The 17,769-nt window shown below is 33.2% G+C and carries 21 protein-coding genes and 1 riboswitch; of the genes, 14 read left to right on the top strand and 7 right to left on the bottom strand.

Annotation, left to right across the window (positions count from 1 at the left end):
* Positions 1 to 523: 523 nt before the first annotated feature.
* Positions 524 to 838: a DMT family transporter gene (locus tag MHI40_RS09495; RefSeq protein WP_340762425.1), complete on the bottom strand. Its 315-nt coding sequence runs from the start codon at positions 836 to 838 to the stop codon at positions 524 to 526.
* Complete coding sequence (locus MHI40_RS09490; RefSeq protein WP_093533878.1) at positions 838 to 1,179, bottom strand: DMT family transporter; 342 nt, start codon at positions 1,177 to 1,179, stop codon at positions 838 to 840. The genes MHI40_RS09495 and MHI40_RS09490 overlap by 1 nt, the downstream gene beginning before the upstream one ends.
* A gap of 69 nt (positions 1,180 to 1,248) precedes the next feature.
* Positions 1,249 to 1,347: riboswitch (guanidine-I (ykkC/yxkD leader) on the bottom strand.
* 165 nt (positions 1,348 to 1,512) lie between these two features.
* Here MHI40_RS09490 and MHI40_RS09485 point away from each other — a divergent pair.
* The 9 genes from MHI40_RS09485 to MHI40_RS09445 all read left to right on the top strand — a co-directional run bounded on the left by MHI40_RS09485 (position 1,513) and on the right by MHI40_RS09445 (position 8,822).
* Positions 1,513 to 2,433, top strand: coding sequence for a GNAT family acetyltransferase (locus tag MHI40_RS09485; protein ID WP_340762424.1), 921 nt, complete (start codon positions 1,513 to 1,515; stop codon positions 2,431 to 2,433).
* A gap of 254 nt (positions 2,434 to 2,687) precedes the next feature.
* The gene (locus MHI40_RS09480) at positions 2,688 to 3,299 is read left to right on the top strand and encodes a DUF6434 domain-containing protein (protein ID WP_340762423.1); all 612 of its coding nucleotides are present in this window, start codon (positions 2,688 to 2,690) and stop codon (positions 3,297 to 3,299) included.
* Between the two features lie 103 nt (positions 3,300 to 3,402).
* On the top strand, positions 3,403 to 3,618 hold the full coding sequence (locus tag MHI40_RS09475) for a hypothetical protein (protein WP_407691692.1): 216 nt from the start codon (positions 3,403 to 3,405) through the stop codon (positions 3,616 to 3,618).
* A gap of 255 nt (positions 3,619 to 3,873) precedes the next feature.
* On the top strand, positions 3,874 to 4,251 hold the full coding sequence (locus MHI40_RS09470; RefSeq protein WP_340762422.1) for a hypothetical protein: 378 nt from the start codon (positions 3,874 to 3,876) through the stop codon (positions 4,249 to 4,251).
* Positions 4,252 to 4,283: 32 nt separating this feature from the next.
* Complete coding sequence (locus MHI40_RS09465) at positions 4,284 to 4,829, top strand: hypothetical protein (RefSeq protein WP_340762421.1); 546 nt, start codon at positions 4,284 to 4,286, stop codon at positions 4,827 to 4,829.
* A 261-nt stretch (positions 4,830 to 5,090) separates the two neighbouring features.
* Positions 5,091 to 5,657: an RNA polymerase sigma factor gene (locus MHI40_RS09460; RefSeq protein ID WP_093533890.1), complete on the top strand. Its 567-nt coding sequence runs from the start codon at positions 5,091 to 5,093 to the stop codon at positions 5,655 to 5,657.
* Complete coding sequence (locus MHI40_RS09455; protein WP_340762420.1) at positions 5,635 to 7,209, top strand: DUF4179 domain-containing protein; 1,575 nt, start codon at positions 5,635 to 5,637, stop codon at positions 7,207 to 7,209. The genes MHI40_RS09460 and MHI40_RS09455 overlap by 23 nt, the downstream gene beginning before the upstream one ends.
* Before the next feature lie 625 nt (positions 7,210 to 7,834).
* Positions 7,835 to 8,287 carry a MarR family winged helix-turn-helix transcriptional regulator gene (locus MHI40_RS09450; RefSeq protein WP_340762419.1) on the top strand — a complete coding sequence of 151 codons (453 nt, stop codon included), beginning with the start codon at positions 7,835 to 7,837 and terminating at the stop codon, positions 8,285 to 8,287.
* A 25-nt stretch (positions 8,288 to 8,312) separates the two neighbouring features.
* The gene (locus MHI40_RS09445; RefSeq protein WP_093533896.1) at positions 8,313 to 8,822 is read left to right on the top strand and encodes a GNAT family N-acetyltransferase; all 510 of its coding nucleotides are present in this window, start codon (positions 8,313 to 8,315) and stop codon (positions 8,820 to 8,822) included.
* A gap of 289 nt (positions 8,823 to 9,111) precedes the next feature.
* Here MHI40_RS09445 and MHI40_RS09440 read toward each other — a convergent pair whose 3' ends face one another.
* The 3 genes from MHI40_RS09440 to MHI40_RS09430 form a co-directional block, all read right to left on the bottom strand.
* The gene (locus tag MHI40_RS09440; protein ID WP_340762418.1) at positions 9,112 to 9,261 is read right to left on the bottom strand and encodes a hypothetical protein; all 150 of its coding nucleotides are present in this window, start codon (positions 9,259 to 9,261) and stop codon (positions 9,112 to 9,114) included.
* A 447-nt stretch (positions 9,262 to 9,708) separates the two neighbouring features.
* A complete protein-coding gene (locus MHI40_RS09435) occupies positions 9,709 to 10,200 on the bottom strand; it encodes a DinB family protein (RefSeq protein ID WP_340762417.1) in 492 nt (163 codons plus the stop codon).
* 184 nt (positions 10,201 to 10,384) lie between these two features.
* A complete protein-coding gene (locus MHI40_RS09430; RefSeq protein WP_340762416.1) occupies positions 10,385 to 10,747 on the bottom strand; it encodes a VOC family protein in 363 nt (120 codons plus the stop codon).
* A gap of 383 nt (positions 10,748 to 11,130) precedes the next feature.
* Here MHI40_RS09430 and MHI40_RS09425 point away from each other — a divergent pair, with 383 nt between their 5' ends.
* Positions 11,131 to 11,709, top strand: coding sequence for a DnaD domain protein (locus MHI40_RS09425; protein ID WP_340762415.1), 579 nt, complete (start codon positions 11,131 to 11,133; stop codon positions 11,707 to 11,709).
* 241 nt (positions 11,710 to 11,950) lie between these two features.
* Positions 11,951 to 12,472 carry a SecY-interacting protein Syd gene (locus tag MHI40_RS09420; RefSeq protein WP_340764453.1) on the top strand — a complete coding sequence of 174 codons (522 nt, stop codon included), beginning with the start codon at positions 11,951 to 11,953 and terminating at the stop codon, positions 12,470 to 12,472.
* 357 nt (positions 12,473 to 12,829) lie between these two features.
* Here MHI40_RS09420 and MHI40_RS09415 read toward each other — a convergent pair whose 3' ends face one another.
* Together MHI40_RS09415 and MHI40_RS09410 are read right to left on the bottom strand one after the other, a co-directional pair.
* Complete coding sequence (locus MHI40_RS09415; RefSeq protein ID WP_340762414.1) at positions 12,830 to 13,273, bottom strand: hypothetical protein; 444 nt, start codon at positions 13,271 to 13,273, stop codon at positions 12,830 to 12,832.
* Between the two features lie 626 nt (positions 13,274 to 13,899).
* Positions 13,900 to 14,472, bottom strand: coding sequence for a cysteine hydrolase family protein (locus tag MHI40_RS09410; RefSeq protein ID WP_340762413.1), 573 nt, complete (start codon positions 14,470 to 14,472; stop codon positions 13,900 to 13,902).
* Positions 14,473 to 14,593: 121 nt separating this feature from the next.
* On the opposite strand from MHI40_RS09410, the gene MHI40_RS09405 reads away from it, so the two are divergent.
* The 3 genes from MHI40_RS09405 to MHI40_RS09395 all read left to right on the top strand — a co-directional run bounded on the left by MHI40_RS09405 (position 14,594) and on the right by MHI40_RS09395 (position 17,249).
* Complete coding sequence (locus tag MHI40_RS09405) at positions 14,594 to 15,034, top strand: Lrp/AsnC family transcriptional regulator (RefSeq protein WP_340762412.1); 441 nt, start codon at positions 14,594 to 14,596, stop codon at positions 15,032 to 15,034.
* A gap of 298 nt (positions 15,035 to 15,332) precedes the next feature.
* Positions 15,333 to 15,779, top strand: a complete 447-nt coding sequence (locus MHI40_RS09400; RefSeq protein WP_340762411.1) for a MarR family winged helix-turn-helix transcriptional regulator — start codon at positions 15,333 to 15,335, stop codon at positions 15,777 to 15,779.
* Positions 15,780 to 15,869: 90 nt separating this feature from the next.
* On the top strand, positions 15,870 to 17,249 hold the full coding sequence (locus MHI40_RS09395; RefSeq protein ID WP_340762410.1) for an NAD(P)-binding domain-containing protein: 1,380 nt from the start codon (positions 15,870 to 15,872) through the stop codon (positions 17,247 to 17,249).
* The last annotated feature ends 520 nt before the right edge of the window (positions 17,250 to 17,769 follow it).

Raw genomic sequence — 17,769 nt, 5'->3', positions numbered from 1 at the left:
AGTAAAGCCTTTTTTCTTATTGAACTAAAGCAGCAGTTTAGTTGAAGAAGCGATTGGTAACTATATTGGATTGAGTTCCAAATGTAAAGATATAAATACATAAATAAGGTGGTTTACTGATGGGTGTTTTGTCCTTAATTGCAGGATTTATTTGTATAGTTATTTCGTTGTTTATTTTCATACCCAGTATAAAGAAAGCTGATTCTACTAAGGAAAAGTGGAGTGAGTTTTTTGATTTTGTTTTAGACCCTTTTACAGGATTAACAGCTTTGTTTTACTTAGGACTTCTACTAATGCTATATGGCTTATTTAGGATATCAAATTTGCTTTGATTATTATACTAACGGGTGCTCTACTTCAACAAGTGGTTGCCAGCAAGAGTAGCATTTTCTTATTGAACTAAAGAAGCAGAATTGTTAAAAAAGCAATTCTAAAGCAGTAGTTTAGTTCAATAAAAATAAAGAAGATAATTTGCTTGTTTTAAAACAAATTATCTTCTTCATATGACAATCTATAAGCTCATTTATGAGACGAGTTTTAGACCAATTGCAGCACCTAAGACCATCCCTATAAAAACAAGTCTTCTCCAATCTTTTGATTCCCCATATAATAGCATACCTAAAATTGCCCCACCAGAAGCACCAATTCCTGTCCAAATTGCATAAGCTGTTCCCATAGGAAGTGTTTTCATTGAATAAGCAAGAAATATAAAACTAGCCCCAAACGCGAGAATTAATAGAACTAATGATTGCCAATTACGGTCATTGTGCAATTTATTTATCATACCAACACCAAACATTTCAAATAAGCCTGCAACAACCAAAGAAACCCACGCCATTAAGATTCAACTCCTTCTTTATCGATGTCTTTAGTAACTAATTTCAAACCAATTACCCCTCCCAATAAAACTAAAATTAAAATAACTTTTGCTATTTTAAATGGTTCACCAAAAAATACGATGTCCGAAAAAACTGTTCCGGCTGTACCTAGTCCTACAAAAACCGCATAGACAGTCCCAACAGGCAGTTTTTTGCCAGCCATAATCATTAAATAAAAACTAACGATAATAGCAATAACAGTTCCAGTCCAAGTCCAAAAGTCATCTGCATGTTTTAATCCAATAACCCAAAAAACTTCGAAGAAAGCAGCGAGTACTACTTTAACCCAGTTTGTATTCATTTAAATAACCCCTCCTTTTATATTCTATAAAAACAAAAAAAGCCCAAGAGCTAACTGTATGAAAACAGTTTCTCCCAGGCTTTTATCCTTCCGTGACACAGCATAGCTGTGAGTTTTCTCTCGGACCAGACCAACATAGATAGTTGCGGAACCCTAGAAAACATTTAATGTATGCAATTAACTTGTATTATACACAATATTAGAATGAAAATCTATCTTCTTACACTAAGGGGTACTATACCTCAAGAGGGAGTTAAGCTTTTTCCCTTATTCCACTAGAGGGGCAGGTTAGTGGAAGAACAATGTAGAATTACTATATTGGAGGTGATGGAAATGTTGAGAAGTGACTATGCTATAAAACGTAATAATTCTCCGAATATCGAGGTTATCAAAGATATATTATCAAATTGGGCGTGGGATGATGATTTCACTTATCGCTATTTTTTACGAGGTGTACACATCAAGAATAATATTTGTACATATGAAGCTTACGAGGATAAAAAGTTGGTAGGTTTAATAACTGCTTGGAAATCTGAATTTCATCCATCTTGTACATACTTTTCAATGGTTACAAAACAACATACTGGAAATGAAATTGAAGCTGTTTTAATCAAAGCTTTATACAACTTTAAAAATATTCAATTACCACTACAAACTTCTATTTGGGAATCTTCGTATGGACTAAAAACATTCTATGAAGAAGTTGGTTTCTTAGAAGTTAGAAGGACATATATGCCTTTGTTAAGAACCTCAAAGATGGATTTCCAACAAGTCTTCCCTGATGTTAATGAACAAGATATGTGCATACAAGACTTTGATAGGATAGATAATCACAAAGAACTAAAATTCAAATTGATAAACCTTGTAAGAGAAAACTATGAAATAGCTCATTCAGTTAATCCTGTTGGAGTTCACAGCTTTCAGAAATGGGAAGAGCTAATTTTTAATGAGGATACAATTAAAAGTGGAAGTTTTGTTATTTTAAAGAATAATGAGATACAGGCTTATTCCTTGTTACATTATTCGAATACCCCCAATCAATTTGAATTTGGATGGAGAGGATGTAGGAAGAAAACGGATGTTCGAAATATGTTAATTTTAACAGCATCCCAAATAAATTATGCCTTTGAAAAAGGAGTAAAATATATTGAAGCTGAAGTAGATACTACTGACTATTTTTCAGTAGAAATGTTAAAATTCTTTCCCTTTTCTCCAGCTCCGACATTATTGACTGTTCAAAAAAAGGACATATGATGATTAGTGTTCTGCAATATTGTGAAAGTCTACACTTAAACTAACGTGCTTATTTAAACAAGTGGTTGCCTGCCGGTGCAGAGGTAGCTCTTTTTTCTAATTTACTACCGTCATACGGTAATGCAAGAGTTCTGGCTCCTTTTGCTCTGGTTATCTCATGATATATTACGAATATCTAGAGATACTTTAAAAAACAGAAATCCAAATGATGGTATTATATAATATTATATAAAACATAACTGGGGATGAGGTAATTGAGACCTTTATTAGATAAAGAAATAAATGTACAAGAGTTTCGTAATTTCTATTGGTTGAAAGAAGAGTTGCAAACATTTTGCAGAGAGAATGGGATGAGTGCTTCTGGTTCTAAGATTGAGATATCGGACAGAATTGCAATTTTTCTTCAAACAGGGAAAATACAAAAGCCACTGAGGAAAGTAAAGTGCTCTTCGAAAGAAACAACAGCAACAGATTTAAGTCTTGATACTGTCATTACTGAAAATCATCGTTGCAGTCAAGAAGTAAGAGCCTTTTTCAAAACGGCGATTAATCCTAAGTTTCACTTTTCAACTTATATTCAAAACTATATTAAGAACAATATTGGAAAGACATATAATGATGTTGTAAATGCTTGGTATGAAGAAGAGGAACGCAAGAAAGACCCTTCTTACAAAAAACAAATAGGTTCACAATTTGAATACAATCAGTTCACCAGAGACTATTTCGCGGATTCAGAAAACAAGGAGAAAAATCGAGAGGATGCAATTAAAGCATGGAATAGGATTAAAATGCTACCTGGCAGCAACAAATACCTTTCAAAGAATGACCAGAGATCCATTAATCTTACTTCTGAAGTTAAGGAATAAGGCTTTTTTCTTTGGTAAAATGGCAGGTTATTCCAAAGCTGTTCTGAAACCGATAAAAAATTAAATCGTATATTATTAATATTTTTTTAGGGAGATGGGGAAGGTGGGAGATATCTTAGGTTTTATATTTATTATTCCCCTATATGGGGTATTAATTTGGAGTTTTTTCTACCCGAAAGAAAGTTTGTTGTGGGGAAAAAGGTGGATGTATCAAGAAGATCCTGAAATATCGGCTGGTGCAATTCGTTATATAAAGGTTGCGTCTTTAATCACTGTTATTGGAATGACCTTAGCTTTTATTATTTTCATACTTACATAATATTAGAAGTAATTCTCCAAAGAACATCGCTTTCTCTTTATTCAAGTAAAGTCTCAGGTTAGTTAAAAAGCAGGTAAATTTGGAGGGATATCGAAGTAGTTAATATCAACTAACAGAGAAGGTAAAGGAGCATTTGTGACTGGTGAAAAGCGGGAAATTATCCTACTACTTCATATTGAGGTTACGCGTACTTAGTTCAACAAGGACTTGTAACTTATTTCCAAATAATAGTATAATTTCAGAGGGGGAATATGGATGAAAAAACTATTTGTTTTATTTATCACATCTGGACTTATGTTAATTGGTTGCTCCCAAAAACAAGAAAATAATTTAACTGAAGTTCTTAATAAAGGCAGTGCTGAAACAGTCACTAGCACTAAAGCGACTTCCTTGGAACTAAACGAAACAGATGAAATAGAAATTTTCACAACAGCGGTAAGTGATTCAATGAAAAAGCCTGGTATTGTCAACATGACAGATCCACAATATCATTTTAGTATCGGTGAAGAATCATATTCTCTTTGGATTACTGAAGATTCTGGGACAATAATGAACTCAAAAGACACGCATACGGTTTATACGTTATCTAGTAATTCAGTCCAAAAAATTTATGAGTTTGTTAATAAAGGATAAGAAGGTATAAAACGTATAGGGGGTATATTTGGGTGTTTAAAAAAAATATACAAGCCGTTATTTGGGCTTTCATTGCTATTGTTCTCGTTATGATTTGGCTCTTGCCACGAGGAGATGACAAGGAACAAATAGCAGGTGAAATTAATAATCATTGGAACGTTGCAAACATAAATCATATTGAAGTAATTGATGACAATAAATCAGTTGCTTTTTCCCAAACTGTTGATGGTAATGAGATGGAAGTGTATCTAGAAAAATCGTTGTTTTCTTGGGAGAAAAAAAGTGACTATTCCTTTAACCCAGAAGGAATAACTGAACCAATCCATCTTTCATTTTTTAGTTCTCCTTTTAGCAATGAAGAAGAATTTAATGCTGTTTTACTAAGGGTATTCGATAAAGAGATTGATAGCGTACAAATTGTCAAAGGTGACGATACAATTCATAATTTTAAACTTCTTACTAAGGATTCAGGTAAGAAATTTGCATTGTTTAGAACGAAAAGTGATGAATTATTTGATGCTGAGTATATTGCTTACAATAGCGAGGGTGAAGTAGTTTATATGAAGCCAGCACAATAATCTTTTAAGGTACATAATAAAATTCTAAGTACTAACGAGAGCTTTACTTCAAGAAGAGGTAAAGTTTTTTTATTGAACTAATAGAGTTTCGTTCTATAACAGGATAAAATCGGTCACATAAAATGTACGATTTTTCGAGCTATTCAATATGTCGAATAAAATTTAATTGGCAGTAAATGAAATTATTTAACTATATAACTCGTTATAAGAGGAGAGGGGAAAAACAAGGCATCTCTAAAATTGTTTTAGAAGGAGGTTCATATGGAAGAAGAGTTGAAGTGGATTCAAGAGGTATTAACTGGCAATAAGCAGGCGTATTCTCACATTATTGATAAATACAAAAACCTGCTATATGCGACTGTTTTACGGATGACGAAAAATCCGCAAATTGCTCAAGACTTAGTTCAAGAGGCATTCATAAAGGTATATCACCAACTAGGAAAGTTCGATCATAAGGGATCGTTTTCTAGTTGGATTTATCGGGTGACTATAAACCATTGTATGGATGAGTTTAGAAAGAAAAGCTACCAATTGAAACAAGTACAAATAAACGAAGAAAGAGTTGAAGATTCTAATCATCCAGAGATAATTTTATTGAAAAAGGAAAAAAGTAGACAGTTAGAACGATTGATCTCGACGCTTCCTGAAGATGAAAGACTGATTATTCTATTACGATATGTGAATGAATTAAGTTATGAGGAAATAAGTGAACTGGTTGAAGTTCCACTTTCAGGAGTTCGAAATAAACTTCACCGAGCAAAGAAAAAAATGAGAGAAACAATAAATCGTGAAGGAGGATATTTTTATGAACTGTCCGAAGGCCGATAAACTTTCCCAGTACGCGGATAACCTACTAACACAGCAAGAACACTCTCAAATACATATACATCTAAACACTTGTGTTACTTGTTCGAGTATTGTTCAACTTTTTAAAGAGGAACAGGAATTTTTAAAGATTAATTTACAATCACCAACATTACCAGATCATTTTGCATCACTTGTATTGGAACAACTGGAACCTTATGAACAGAAGGATGTTCGAAGAAAAAGAATGATTTGGAAACGTATCGTTCTACTGGCTGCAAGTATTATGTTAGCTGTAGTTTTAACTGCAACATTAAGTCCTACCTTTGCCCAGATAATAAGTGGCATGTTTAGTACCAAGCAGGTCGATGAAGGATTAAATATGGCATCAGTTGATGGGCTAGGTGAAAGGGTTGATTTGGAAGTGTCAGATCAACAACTTACATTGAAAGTGGAGGACGTAATTGTAGATTCATCGCGAATAGCATTGTCTTTACAAGTCATAGATGAAAAAGGTATTGTAGTAAGGCCAAATATAGATCATTCAATAAAAGGTAACCAAATCTCCGTTTCTGGTTTTAATGGTGAGTACAATTATACAATGGGTTACAGATTGGATGGAGGATTAGATTATAATTCTTTTCAAGTATTTATTGATGAACCTGGATTAGAGAAAGTAACAATCAACTTTCATCTGGTCGAATTAAATGGCAAACAGGGAAACTGGGACTTAGAAATACCAGTGGAAATAACAGGGAACAAAGATATCAAAAAAAGTGTGAATCTTAATAAAGAAAAACAGACGATAAATGGCGTAACAATTAATTTAAAAGAAATAAAATTCGCACCCACATCGAATAGTTTGCTGTATGAAACTTCATACGAAGCATCAGAACAATTAGTAATCGAGAATGATTTTAAAGCTTTAAATGAACAGTACGGATTGGATACCAGGGAACTTGCTTCCTATGGAACATCTATTAAATATCATATAGAAAATAAGGAAAACAATGTCATAATGAAATTTTCTCCATATATTCAGGACGAACCTATGGATGATAAAATAATCATTAGTTCTGCAAACGAAAAAGGTAAAATAGGGCATGCTGCCTGGAAAGAAGTATTTGTACCTGATAAAAATGACAGCAATCTCACATTTGTATTGGATGGTGTTTATAAAGTAATTCCCACTAATTTTTCCGTTAAGTTTAATCCTAAAGAAGTAAAAGAGAATCCTGTAACGTTTAAATATATGGGAAAAGAAGTAACAATAAAAAAGGCTGAATTACAAAGTAGTGCCAATACAAGTGATCCAGGTATATTTGAAATTGAAATGGCAGTGAATCAAGAAAGTAATGAAATGGAATTTGGTAAGTGGGTGTTGAAAGAAAATACTGGAAGGTATTTTAGACTTGATAGTGAAACTACGACAGGAGAGATGGAAGATTACAACCATACGCTCTACTTCAAAACGACTGGTTTAGATTACATCCCGGAAGAAATGTCTTTACACCTTCTTACTGCAACTAGCTATTATGAGGCAGATAACAAATGGCGAGTTCCTTTATATGAATAAATAAGTCAATAGGATAGAGAATGGAGAACCAAGTATCTTCCTCAATAAATCCTAATATCGAAGTATTGCTTTTTATACTTTCTATAGGATGTTCTACCGTTAAATTGAGGGTCAAGAGCAACTAGTTAGTTCTTTCTATTCAGGTGAGATGCCATAAGTGATACGTTAAAAATCCAAGCACAAAAAGATAATAGTGTTAGTCTATTGATGTGCAAATTAAGAGATTTTGCCTCAATCCTAAATGGTTCCCTACAAATCACACTTTATTTCAAAGCTACAAAGATGCTAAAAACCACTTTCCATAAGTTATTGGAAAGTGGTTTTTTCATGAAGCAAACGTAGTGTATCTTTTGTTGATGTATGGCATCTAGTTGGTGTATTAGTATAAGTTCCGTATTTAGAGTTAGTCTACTAGAAGTGCCTCAAATGGCGAGGTTCCAAAATTCTAATGTATCGTTAATGAGATTGGAAGTTAACATTAAAATTCCTATTATATAATAAATATACTTCACATTAATCAACCTCTACATCATTATTTTTATTGCAAATGCAATAATTTTAGTTTAAGATGAATGTAGATCTTATTATTGCATTTACAACAAAGATATTTACGGAGGAGCTATTTATGAAAGAAATTTTGCGTGAAATTGGCATGATTGCTAGGGCATTGGATTCCATCAGCAACATAGAATTCAAAGAGTTTGAACTAACAAAAGGTCAGTACTTGTACCTGGTGAGGATTTGTGAGAACCCGGGAATTATCCAGGAACAGTTAGTAGAGATGATTAAAGTGGACCGGTCTACGGCAACTCGTGCTATCCAAAAACTAGAGTTGAACGGCTTTATTGAGAAAAAAGGTGCCGCGAACAATAAAAAGATCAAAAAACTATATTCAACGGAGAAAGGGAATACGGTCTACCCATTCATTAAAAGAGAAAATGAATACTCCAACCATGTTGCATTAGAAGGATTTTCTGAAAAAGATGCAGAAACCACATTCGATTTTTTGCACCAAATCAGAAAAAATATCGAAAAAGACTGGGAATTAGTTAAAAAGGGAAACAAAAGAAACTATTAATATACTAAAGGAGTTGCCTTGTTTAATGACGATAAAGAAATGTACTCTTGAAGATTCACTTAACCTCCAAGCCATCAGTGTGGAAACCTTTACTGAGACTTTTAAGGACCATAATTCCCCTGAACACCTAAATGCCTATTTGGAAAGGGCATACAACGTGAACCAACTAAAACAAGAATTAACTAATCAGTCTTCACAATTCTTTTTTGTTTATTATAATCAGGAAGTCGCTGGATACCTCAAAACTAATACTGGTGATGCCCAATCGGAAGCAATGGGTGATGACTCACTTGAAGTCGAGCGTATCTATGTGAAGAAGAAATTCCAAAAACATGGGTTAGGAAAGCATCTACTCAATAAAGCAGTGGAAATCGCGAAAGTACAGAAGAAAGAGAAAATTTGGCTTGGCGTATGGGAAGAAAATGAAAATGCCATTGCGTTCTATAAGAAAAAAGGGTTTTTGCAAACGGGTGCTCACTCTTTTTATATGGGCGATGATGAGCAAGTGGACTTGATCATGACCAAAATACTCTAATAATTTTTCTTATTAAACGAAAAGGCTTTACTTCAAGAAGAGGTAAAGCCGTTTTTTAATGGGCTAACGTAAGCAGTTTAGTTTAAGAAGGAATTCTGAGGACGATTGGTGAAATAACCAATCAGTATATTCAAAAGGTAATTATTTTGATTGGGGTGAGTAACATAATTATTCGAAAGCTTATCTCCGCGGTAATGGCTTGTGTCTTGGTTATGGTAAACTTTTCATTCTCAGGACAGACAGGTCTTGCAATCATAGTTGGTATTTATCTATTTCCAATTCTTTTAATTTATGGAGTACCAGCATCTGTTTTCTCTGATTTCGTTACAAAAAAACTAAAATCTTTTCCTAGAGTAATTTTGGCATTATTTATGCACTTATTCCTAGCTGCTTTGTTTGTTGTAACTCCAGCTTTACTTTCTGGTAGCGAAATATTCAACTTTTACTTCATTATTTCTCTTTTATCTTCTTTTCTGTTCTACTGTAGTGATGAATTTCTTAGGTCAAAATTAGCCAAATACTTGTATCAGAAGGTTTTTTTGTCTGAAAGAGCTAAAGAGTTATGTAAAAAGATTGGGAACTTGAGAATTTAGAGAGGTAGTATCATCTTGTTTAACGAACGTTATCGAAAGGGAATAAGATATCTTTTCTTATTGAATGAAAGTCGCTGGTTAGTCAATAATACTGACGAGCGAAACTAATGATAGCTATAAAACATAAATAATCTTTTAAGGAACGATGGAAGCAATGACTGAAATGAATAAAAGGACGGTATTATGGATTAATAAAAAGCCCAATTTCTCAATTTAATACTGAGAAATCAGGGTTTTATTTGATGTACAATCGTTTTGTTGTGTACGAACTCAAGCAATTCTAGCAGTATCTTTTATAAATGTGAGCGCCTAGCTGGCCATGAACCTTGTAGTTTACGAAGTTGTACAATTTGTCCTGTATGATAGGCATCATGCAAAAGGATATTTAGATATTGTTGCCAAACTGGCAGAGAAGGACATTGTTGATCTAATTGTGCTTCCTGAAGGGATGTTAATGAAGATTGTAAGGCATCATGGACGTGAAGCGTTCGACTCACTGTCTCTTGCCAAGCCTCTTCCTCATTAGGTCCACCTTGGACAAATGTGTCATCATTATTTTGTGGAACAACAAATGTGTCATCTTGAAGTAAGCGGGAAAGTAAACGCTCTTTAAAGATTAGTAAATGGTTTACATTTTCCCAAATTGTATTAGTGGCCATTCCAACAGGTTTCCAACATGCTTGTACAGCGGTAAGATTCTTTAACGCTTCTGATATTGGTGGGTACCATTCTTCTTCGTAAAAAACTTGGTTGACTCCATTTTGCAAGATTTCTTTTTTACTCATTAGGATAGCCTCCTTTTTGTAACTATCTAAACTTGGTATATTAGTTACCTCCAATTAAAAATATAAAGGTTTTTTAGAAGAGTTATTTTCAATATAAACTATAGAATTCTCTTATAATGCACAAATAAGTAACGGGGAAATTAATTTCACAAAATCCCCGTCAACCGTAACACTTTCATACTTGTTACAAATTTTCAAATTGAAGATATTCTAAAACATTTCCGAAAGGGTCTCTAAAACTAATATATTTTCCTGGAGGACAATTAGTTGGTTCGTCTATAACAAAATTCACTTCTCTCTCTTTTAAGAATTTAACTTTTTCATAAATATCTTCAGTTAGCAATCCTAATACAACTCCTGATATATCTTGAGTATAGGTTGCATTATCGTTCTCTTCTAAAATAATTGGTAACTCTCCGTGAACAAGTGACGCAAGCTTAGGGTTATATTGTTTGCTTAATTCAAAACCTAAAATATTGGTATAAAAGTCGATTGCTTTGTTTAAATTGGGCACATAAATGCTTATAACACAAACTTCACTTTTCAAATTAGTTCCCCCATTTTTGGTATTATTATATATATTCTATACTCCTTAACAATCATCCTTCTTTGGAAATATATTTTTATTAGATTTACTCATTCTAATGGGCGAGACTTTCCATTTTCCTAATTGTTACTTCGCTTAGAAGAGCCTTATAAGAAAGTTTTTACGTTAAGAGTATTTGGAGGTGGGCGAGAGTCACATTCCACTGAGCCAAACGTAAAAAATTCAAGATTTGTTTTAGGGAGGACTAGAAATGAGTAATGTGTCACTTAAAGATACTAGGAGTAAAGCTCTTTTTCTTATTGAACTAAAGTAAGAAGATTAGATCGGGAAAGGAAATACGTGCAAAAATACAACTTAAAACTACTGGATTGAGGAGTAAAGGAATGAAAAAAGATAAAAAAAGAGATAAAAAAATACATCGAATAGCAGACGAAGAACGATATAAAGAAGTAAAGGAAATGACAACAGAGGAATGGAATGCGAAACTGGAAGAAAAAAATAAGGCTAAAACAGGGAAGATGAAAGATAAAAAACGAATGGGGAAAGTACTAGGTAAAGTAATACATGGGACGACACCAGAAGAACGATTTAAAGAAATACACGGAATAACAATAGAGGAATGGAATGCAAAACTTGAGGTGAAATTTAAAGACAAAACAGGAATGACACCAGATGAGTGGTATGTAAAACAGGTTAAAACTACAACCCCTTTTGATATTATTAATGAACGCTACGGTACTGTTACAGAGGATGATATAAAGCTTGTTAAGGATTTGCAGTTTTTTGGATTAAAAGATGGCGTAATAAATATATTACTTGATTATGTTGCAATTTTTAGTAGCATTGGGATGGTTCACCCGTTGGTAAGAGAAATGGGTGAAAATTGGCATAAGGAAAATATATTAACTGTTGAAAAGGCTATTAACTTTGTTAGGGAAGAACATAAGAAGTACACAGAGTAAACAGAGAAATAGTTATTAGTAGGGTGTCCCTTTAAGAAGAAAATAGGAGTTTTTATGTCGCATTTGATACATATTGCGAAGTAAAAAAGCCCTCAATTTTTAAGATCCTAACCCAGTAACAGGTGGAATTCATAATGTTAAAAAAACTGCTGGTGTATGGGGGAATGATAGTAAATACGTTGAATTACTTGAAAAATTTATAAATAAGTAAAGGATGATAAATTTGTCAACAAAAGAAGCAATGAATATATATTTTCAGAAGAGGAAAGAGTTAGCATCTGAAGGTTTAGATTTTTTATTTAAAACACCAGTAAATAATGATGATGGAAATCTAATAATTTATGAAGGTGAAGTTGATGAGGAAGAATATATCTCATGGAAACCTATAGAAATGAATGTTTCACAAGATTATAAAAGATTAGAAGATGAATTTGAAGTAAATTTGAATAAATCAATAATTGATTATTTTAACTCATATTGGTTTGCTGACTTAGATGGTTTTTTTAAAGAGCACTATATAAAATTAGAACCGGTCCTTCCGAATGAAAAAATAAGTTCTTTTAGAGAGTCTTTGAGAGGATATAAAAATAATCACGGGGATAGTTTAGTGAAGATACCTATTGGAATTGAGGGAAATGGGTTACTAGTCGTTGTCGAGAACGATAGTGGAATAGTTCAATTAGAAGATTTTGAAAGAGGTACTTTTGAGTATATTGCTGAGAATATTCAAGACTTAATTAGAAATTTAAGATTGAAAAGGTAGCATTAATTATCGTCAATTTCTTTGATTAAGAGTGGTTGTACAATTATAGATATTAAATAAATGGCTGGGAAGTTAGTTAGGAATAACAATTTAGTTTGATTAATTAGAAAGAACTCTTTATATCTATCGAGGCATTGATCCAAAGAAGGATTAACGCAAAAACGACGGAAAATCAAAGGCGCTAGATAATGGTAAAAAGCTTGCAACTTTAAATGAAGGGGAAACAGTAGAACTTCACCAATTAGTAATTGTTGGAGAGTTTAAATCTTGGTTCTCATTTATGGTTGTAAGACAATTCCCAGCTCATTTTTTATGAACATTTTTAAACCAAACTTTATCTTTACCAATGCCTTTTTATTAATCTTTTAATGTATCATTCTGTTTATATTTGTTTGCAATTGATTCTAAATCTAACTTCGTATAATTTCCCCAATTCACCTTTGCAAACGTATCAGCTTCAAACCTTACTGCTAATATTTCTTCAAAAGGTTCCTTATCGGATTGGTCAGTAAATGGTGGTGAGTACCATTTAATTTCCACAGTTTTCACTTGATCTAATTTCGATAAGCCTGCTAACATTTCCTTAGTATTCTTTAACAAAGCATTTTTTGAACCCTCATTAATATCTTTGTCGTATATTTTAACTAAGAAGATACCTTTATCTTCATATACTTTATATTCATCTTTGATAATTGATCCAATAGTAGATTCAATAGCGGTAGGTTCATGATTTACGTCACCACATCCAGCTAGTATAAATACTGTTGCGAAAAATAATAATAACACTAATAACTTTTTCAAATAAAAACCTCCGGGTGTATATTTACCACTATTATACAACACATATTAGGAAAACGGAGTGCTTTAGTTAAAGAGATATAAAAGCTGCATAGATGTTCTATCATTCTTATTATTAATTATTATGCTGAGTGTTATCAAGAATGGAAAGTGTATAAATGATTTTTTATCCGTCTAAAAATCACGGGAGCTTTACTTCAAGAATGGGTAAAGTTTTTTTCTTGTTAACTAATGATGCAATTTAGTTGAACAAACATTTGGTTCAATATCATTAAGGAAAGTAATAGATAAAATTTTAATTTCACTTGGGCTGATATCTTGAGTAGCGTTTAGTGAGAAGGGAAAAGTGTTGACCTATCAAGGAGAAGGGGAGAATTGGCAAGCTTATTACGAGATAATCGACTCTAATCTTTCATATACAATTTTTTATTTCGGTAAAGAAAAAACTTGAAACTATTGACTATGCTATTTCTCAGAGAGCTAGAAACTTAGATATGGAACCTACTTGAGCATCATTTCCTTTTGCCTTTCATATATAAATTCATATCCATTCCTTACTATCCATCTATTTTATCTTTCAAGTTTAAAAACTGTCCAGAAAAAAATAGCATCTGGACAGCGTTTTACATTTAAATGTTCTTTATGATTTGTAAGTTTTTTTGCAGGAAATCTTCGGTCGATTCTACAGCGCAATACATACCGTTAAGCGCACCGACAAACGCATGATGAACTTGTTCAGCTGGAACAACCTTACCATTATAAGACAATTCTAGTGTTGCACACGCATCTTCAATAAGTGTCGTCTCAAAGCCTAGATCCACAGCCGCTCGGACAGTTGCATCAATACACATATGAGTCATCATGCCTAATACTACTACCTTGGTTACGCCACTTTCTCTTAATTTACTTTCTAATTCGGTCTTTAAAAAGCTATTAGGGAAATGTTTGGTGATGATGCTTTCAGTTTCTAATGGTTGAACAGTTTCATGTATTTCAGCTCCCACAGTACCCGGGAGGAAGAATCCTAATGCTGGATCACCTGCGATATGTTGAACATGGAAAATGTTATCTTTGTGATTCTGTCTAAACCATTCAAGCACTTTCGCCGCATTAGTGGCTGCTTTTTCAGGGTTGCTTAATTCCATATTCCCATTTGGAAAATAGTCATTTTGAATATCTACAATAATTAGAGCTATGCTCATAATTCTACACCTCATTTAAAGTATTTTGTTACACTATAATCATAGAACGTATATTGATTATTATCGATATGTTGGCGAAATGCTTTTATCTTAAAAATTTTCATGGTGAAAGGAATTTAATATGGAACTTGATAATATTGATTTTCGGATTCTTCGGGTATTATCCGAAAATTCACGTATTCAATGGAAAGACCTAGGTGAACAAATTCATATGACGGGCCAAGCAGTAGGGAACCGTATAAAAAAACTAGAGGAAAGTGGTGTAATTAAGGCTTACTCTTTAATAGTTGATGAGATGAAATTAGGACTTACTTATACTGCGTTTGTCATTATTTATATGAAAACAGCAAACCATGATTCGTTTATACAATTAATGAATGATCGCAATGAGGTAGTTGAAGTTCACCGCGTATCTGGAGAAGCCTGTTATCATGTAAAGATAAAAGTTAACTCACAAGAGCAATTAAATCTTTTTCTGGATACAATTCTCGAGTATGGGAATTATACTGTACATTTATCCATAAAAGAGATCAAACAACAGAATCCGGTGATTGCCACATGATAAAAGAATATGGCGAGTGAAATATACTATTTCTTACCAGCTAAATCGAGAAGCAAAAGTTTTCCTTCTGGTCATTCTGCTTCGTTGAGGGAACGGAATTCACTAATAGACAGTAGAATTAATCCGAATAAAAATGGTTCCGATCATACTGATGATGGGAATCATTTTTTCTTTTTGGCTAGGTAGGTTCTAGCCAACCATGCAAGAGAAGATGAAGCAGCTGAGTATTTAATAAATCTTAAAGTCAATTCTTGCACTTTGCAAGTAAACGGTGTATATATTATATAGAGGTGAAAACATGGAAAACAAACGTGAACTATTTCAAGTACTTACTCGCAGATTTGGACTTCTTAATAAAAATTGTTGTTCAGTTGGAACCGTGGATATATCACTGGTACAAAGTCACATTCTTTATGAAATAGATAAGCAAACTACACCATCGATGCAACAAATTGCAGAAACGATAGCAATGGATATAACTACTTTTAGTAGGCAAATTCAGACACTTATTAAAATGGATTTAGTAAAGAAAACACCATCTGCTGCAGACAAAAGGGTATATCTTTTATCCCTTACAGTACAAGGTAAATTTGTCGCTACTACCATTGATGTATCAATGAATGAATACTTAGAGGAAGTATTCTCGCATATGAATGAATTTGAGAAGGATACAGTTATTCGTTCAATTAAATTACTTAATCAAGCCATGTCCAAATCAAGTGTTTGTTGTACACCTTTAATATAAGCAATTTAAGTATTGCTTTAAAAAATATATATTACTTGCAAAATACAATTAATGAGAACATGTTAATAAAACTTAATGGAGGTATGGAGAATGAAAAACATTGAACTGAACCAAGTAACCTCTGGTGGATGCTGCGGACCTGCTACAAAAAATTATTTAGATGTAGCATCAACTTTAAACAAGGAATTACCAATAGCGATTATAGGTGCTGGTCCTGTAGGTTTAGCAGCGGCTGCTCATTTAGCTAACATCGGTGAACGTTTTATATTAATCGAGTCAGGTGATAGTGTTGGGAGTAATATCCTGAACTGGGGACATGTACGGTTATTCTCGCCATGGCAATACAATATTGATAAGATAGCTAAAAAAGTTCTAGAAGATCATGCTTGGAAAGCACCTGTTTTAGATAACCTTCCTTTGGGAAGTGAATTAGTTAACGATTATTTGATGCCTTTAGCAAATTTACCTGAAATAAAACCTTTTCTATTACTAAATACAAAAGTTGATTTCATCAGTAAAAAAGGGTTAGATAAAATGAAATCTGCTAATCGTGAAAAATCGTCCTTTGTTTTATACCTGGAACAAAATGGAGTATCAAAAAGAATGGAAGCAAGGGCAGTTATAGATGCTACGGGAACTTGGTCACATCCAAATCCGATAAATGCTGATAATGTTTGGACTAAAGAAGAGAAAGAACTAAAACAACATATATATTATGGTATTCCAGATATTAAAGGGGAGCAAAAGGGAAAATATAAAGGTAAAAGAGTTGCTGTTGTTGGTGGAGGTCATTCAGCCATAAACACGATTTTAGAATTATCACAGTTAGATGATGATGTAGAAATTTCGTGGATTATGCGAAAGAAAACAGTAGAAGATGCTTACGGTGGAGAAGACAAAGATGCTCTGGAAGCAAGAGGGGAGTTGGGAAGTCGTATTCACCAATTAGTTGATGCTGGTCAAGTAAAGATCTATACCTCATTTTTTATTCATCAATTAAATAAAACAAAAGATGGAATCGCAATCACTGGAGAATTAGAAGGTGTTGAACAAACACTTTCTACCTTTGATGAAATCATTGCAAACACAGGCAGCCGCCCAGACTTCTCATTTGAAAGAGAAATCAGACTAAACATAGATACTGCTACAGAAAGCGTCGAAGCACTTGCTCCATTAATTGATCCAAACCTTCACAGTTGCGGTACTGTTCGACCTCATGGGGAAGAGATATTAAGACAACCCGAAAAAGACTTCTATATAGTAGGAATGAAAAGTTATGGTCGAGCTCCAACATTCTTGATGGCAACTGGTTATGAACAAGTTAGATCTATTGTGGCCCATTTGACTGGAGATTTTGAATCGGCTAAAAAGGTAGAACTAGATTTACCGGAAACTGGTGTATGTAGTGTTAGTTTGGTACCACAAAATTCTGCACAATCATGTTGTGGAACTGAGGTATCCAATTGTTAGAGGTGAATTTAAGTGACTGTAAATAACGGTGCTAATTTAGCTAAAGATTATTTTAATTGCTACCAAAAATGGTTAGAGAAGCGGGTACTAATGTTTTAAAGGTATAGAAGTATCAAGTAATAGAGTTCTCAGCTAATTTAAATCAAAACTTGATTAGTGTAAAAAATAACACCGTTCATAACTAGAACGGTGTTATTTATATAGTATTTTACGTAACTTCTTATTGAATCAAAGTGGCAGATTAGTTGAATAAGCAAGTGAATACCGCAGGGGCTATGTAGGAATATTTTTAAGTAATAATGGAATGTTCTGAAACCATTAGAAAATTTAACCGTCTATTGATGGGGACGGTAAAAATGGGAGATAGAATTATAGCTTTTATTTTAATTATTCCTAACCAAAAGTAAGGTGTTATTGGTAAAGGTGGATGTATCGAGAAGAACATGAAATATAGTTATTCATGAAATAAGTTGCGTAGCTGTGACTACCTTTAAACCTGTAAATTCATAAACTGGCGTAG

Origin of the sequence: Psychrobacillus sp. FSL H8-0510 (assembly GCF_038008345.1) — a bacterium.
Classification (GTDB): domain Bacteria; phylum Bacillota; class Bacilli; order Bacillales_A; family Planococcaceae; genus Psychrobacillus; species Psychrobacillus psychrotolerans.
The sequence above is the reverse complement of the archived record's forward strand: the minus strand, read 5'-3'. Positions and strand labels throughout refer to the sequence as shown.

Coding starts and splice junctions, on each gene's coding strand:
- MHI40_RS09485 (WP_340762424.1), top strand. CDS start 1,513: ATGTTGAGAAGTGACTATGCTATAAAACGTAATAATTCTCCGAATATC.
- MHI40_RS09435 (WP_340762417.1), bottom strand. CDS start 10,200: ATGAGTAAAAAAGAAATCTTGCAAAATGGAGTCAACCAAGTTTTTTAC.
- MHI40_RS09410 (WP_340762413.1), bottom strand. CDS start 14,472: ATGAGCATAGCTCTAATTATTGTAGATATTCAAAATGACTATTTTCCA.
- MHI40_RS09420 (WP_340764453.1), top strand. CDS start 11,951: ATGAATATATATTTTCAGAAGAGGAAAGAGTTAGCATCTGAAGGTTTA.
- MHI40_RS09470 (WP_340762422.1), top strand. CDS start 3,874: ATGAAAAAACTATTTGTTTTATTTATCACATCTGGACTTATGTTAATT.
- MHI40_RS09495 (WP_340762425.1), bottom strand. CDS start 838: ATGGCGTGGGTTTCTTTGGTTGTTGCAGGCTTATTTGAAATGTTTGGT.
- MHI40_RS09450 (WP_340762419.1), top strand. CDS start 7,835: ATGAAAGAAATTTTGCGTGAAATTGGCATGATTGCTAGGGCATTGGAT.
- MHI40_RS09490 (WP_093533878.1), bottom strand. CDS start 1,179: ATGAATACAAACTGGGTTAAAGTAGTACTCGCTGCTTTCTTCGAAGTT.
- MHI40_RS09455 (WP_340762420.1), top strand. CDS start 5,635: ATGAACTGTCCGAAGGCCGATAAACTTTCCCAGTACGCGGATAACCTA.
- MHI40_RS09445 (WP_093533896.1), top strand. CDS start 8,313: ATGACGATAAAGAAATGTACTCTTGAAGATTCACTTAACCTCCAAGCC.
- MHI40_RS09400 (WP_340762411.1), top strand. CDS start 15,333: ATGGAAAACAAACGTGAACTATTTCAAGTACTTACTCGCAGATTTGGA.
- MHI40_RS09425 (WP_340762415.1), top strand. CDS start 11,131: ATGAAAAAAGATAAAAAAAGAGATAAAAAAATACATCGAATAGCAGAC.
- MHI40_RS09460 (WP_093533890.1), top strand. CDS start 5,091: ATGGAAGAAGAGTTGAAGTGGATTCAAGAGGTATTAACTGGCAATAAG.
- MHI40_RS09395 (WP_340762410.1), top strand. CDS start 15,870: ATGAAAAACATTGAACTGAACCAAGTAACCTCTGGTGGATGCTGCGGA.
- MHI40_RS09405 (WP_340762412.1), top strand. CDS start 14,594: ATGGAACTTGATAATATTGATTTTCGGATTCTTCGGGTATTATCCGAA.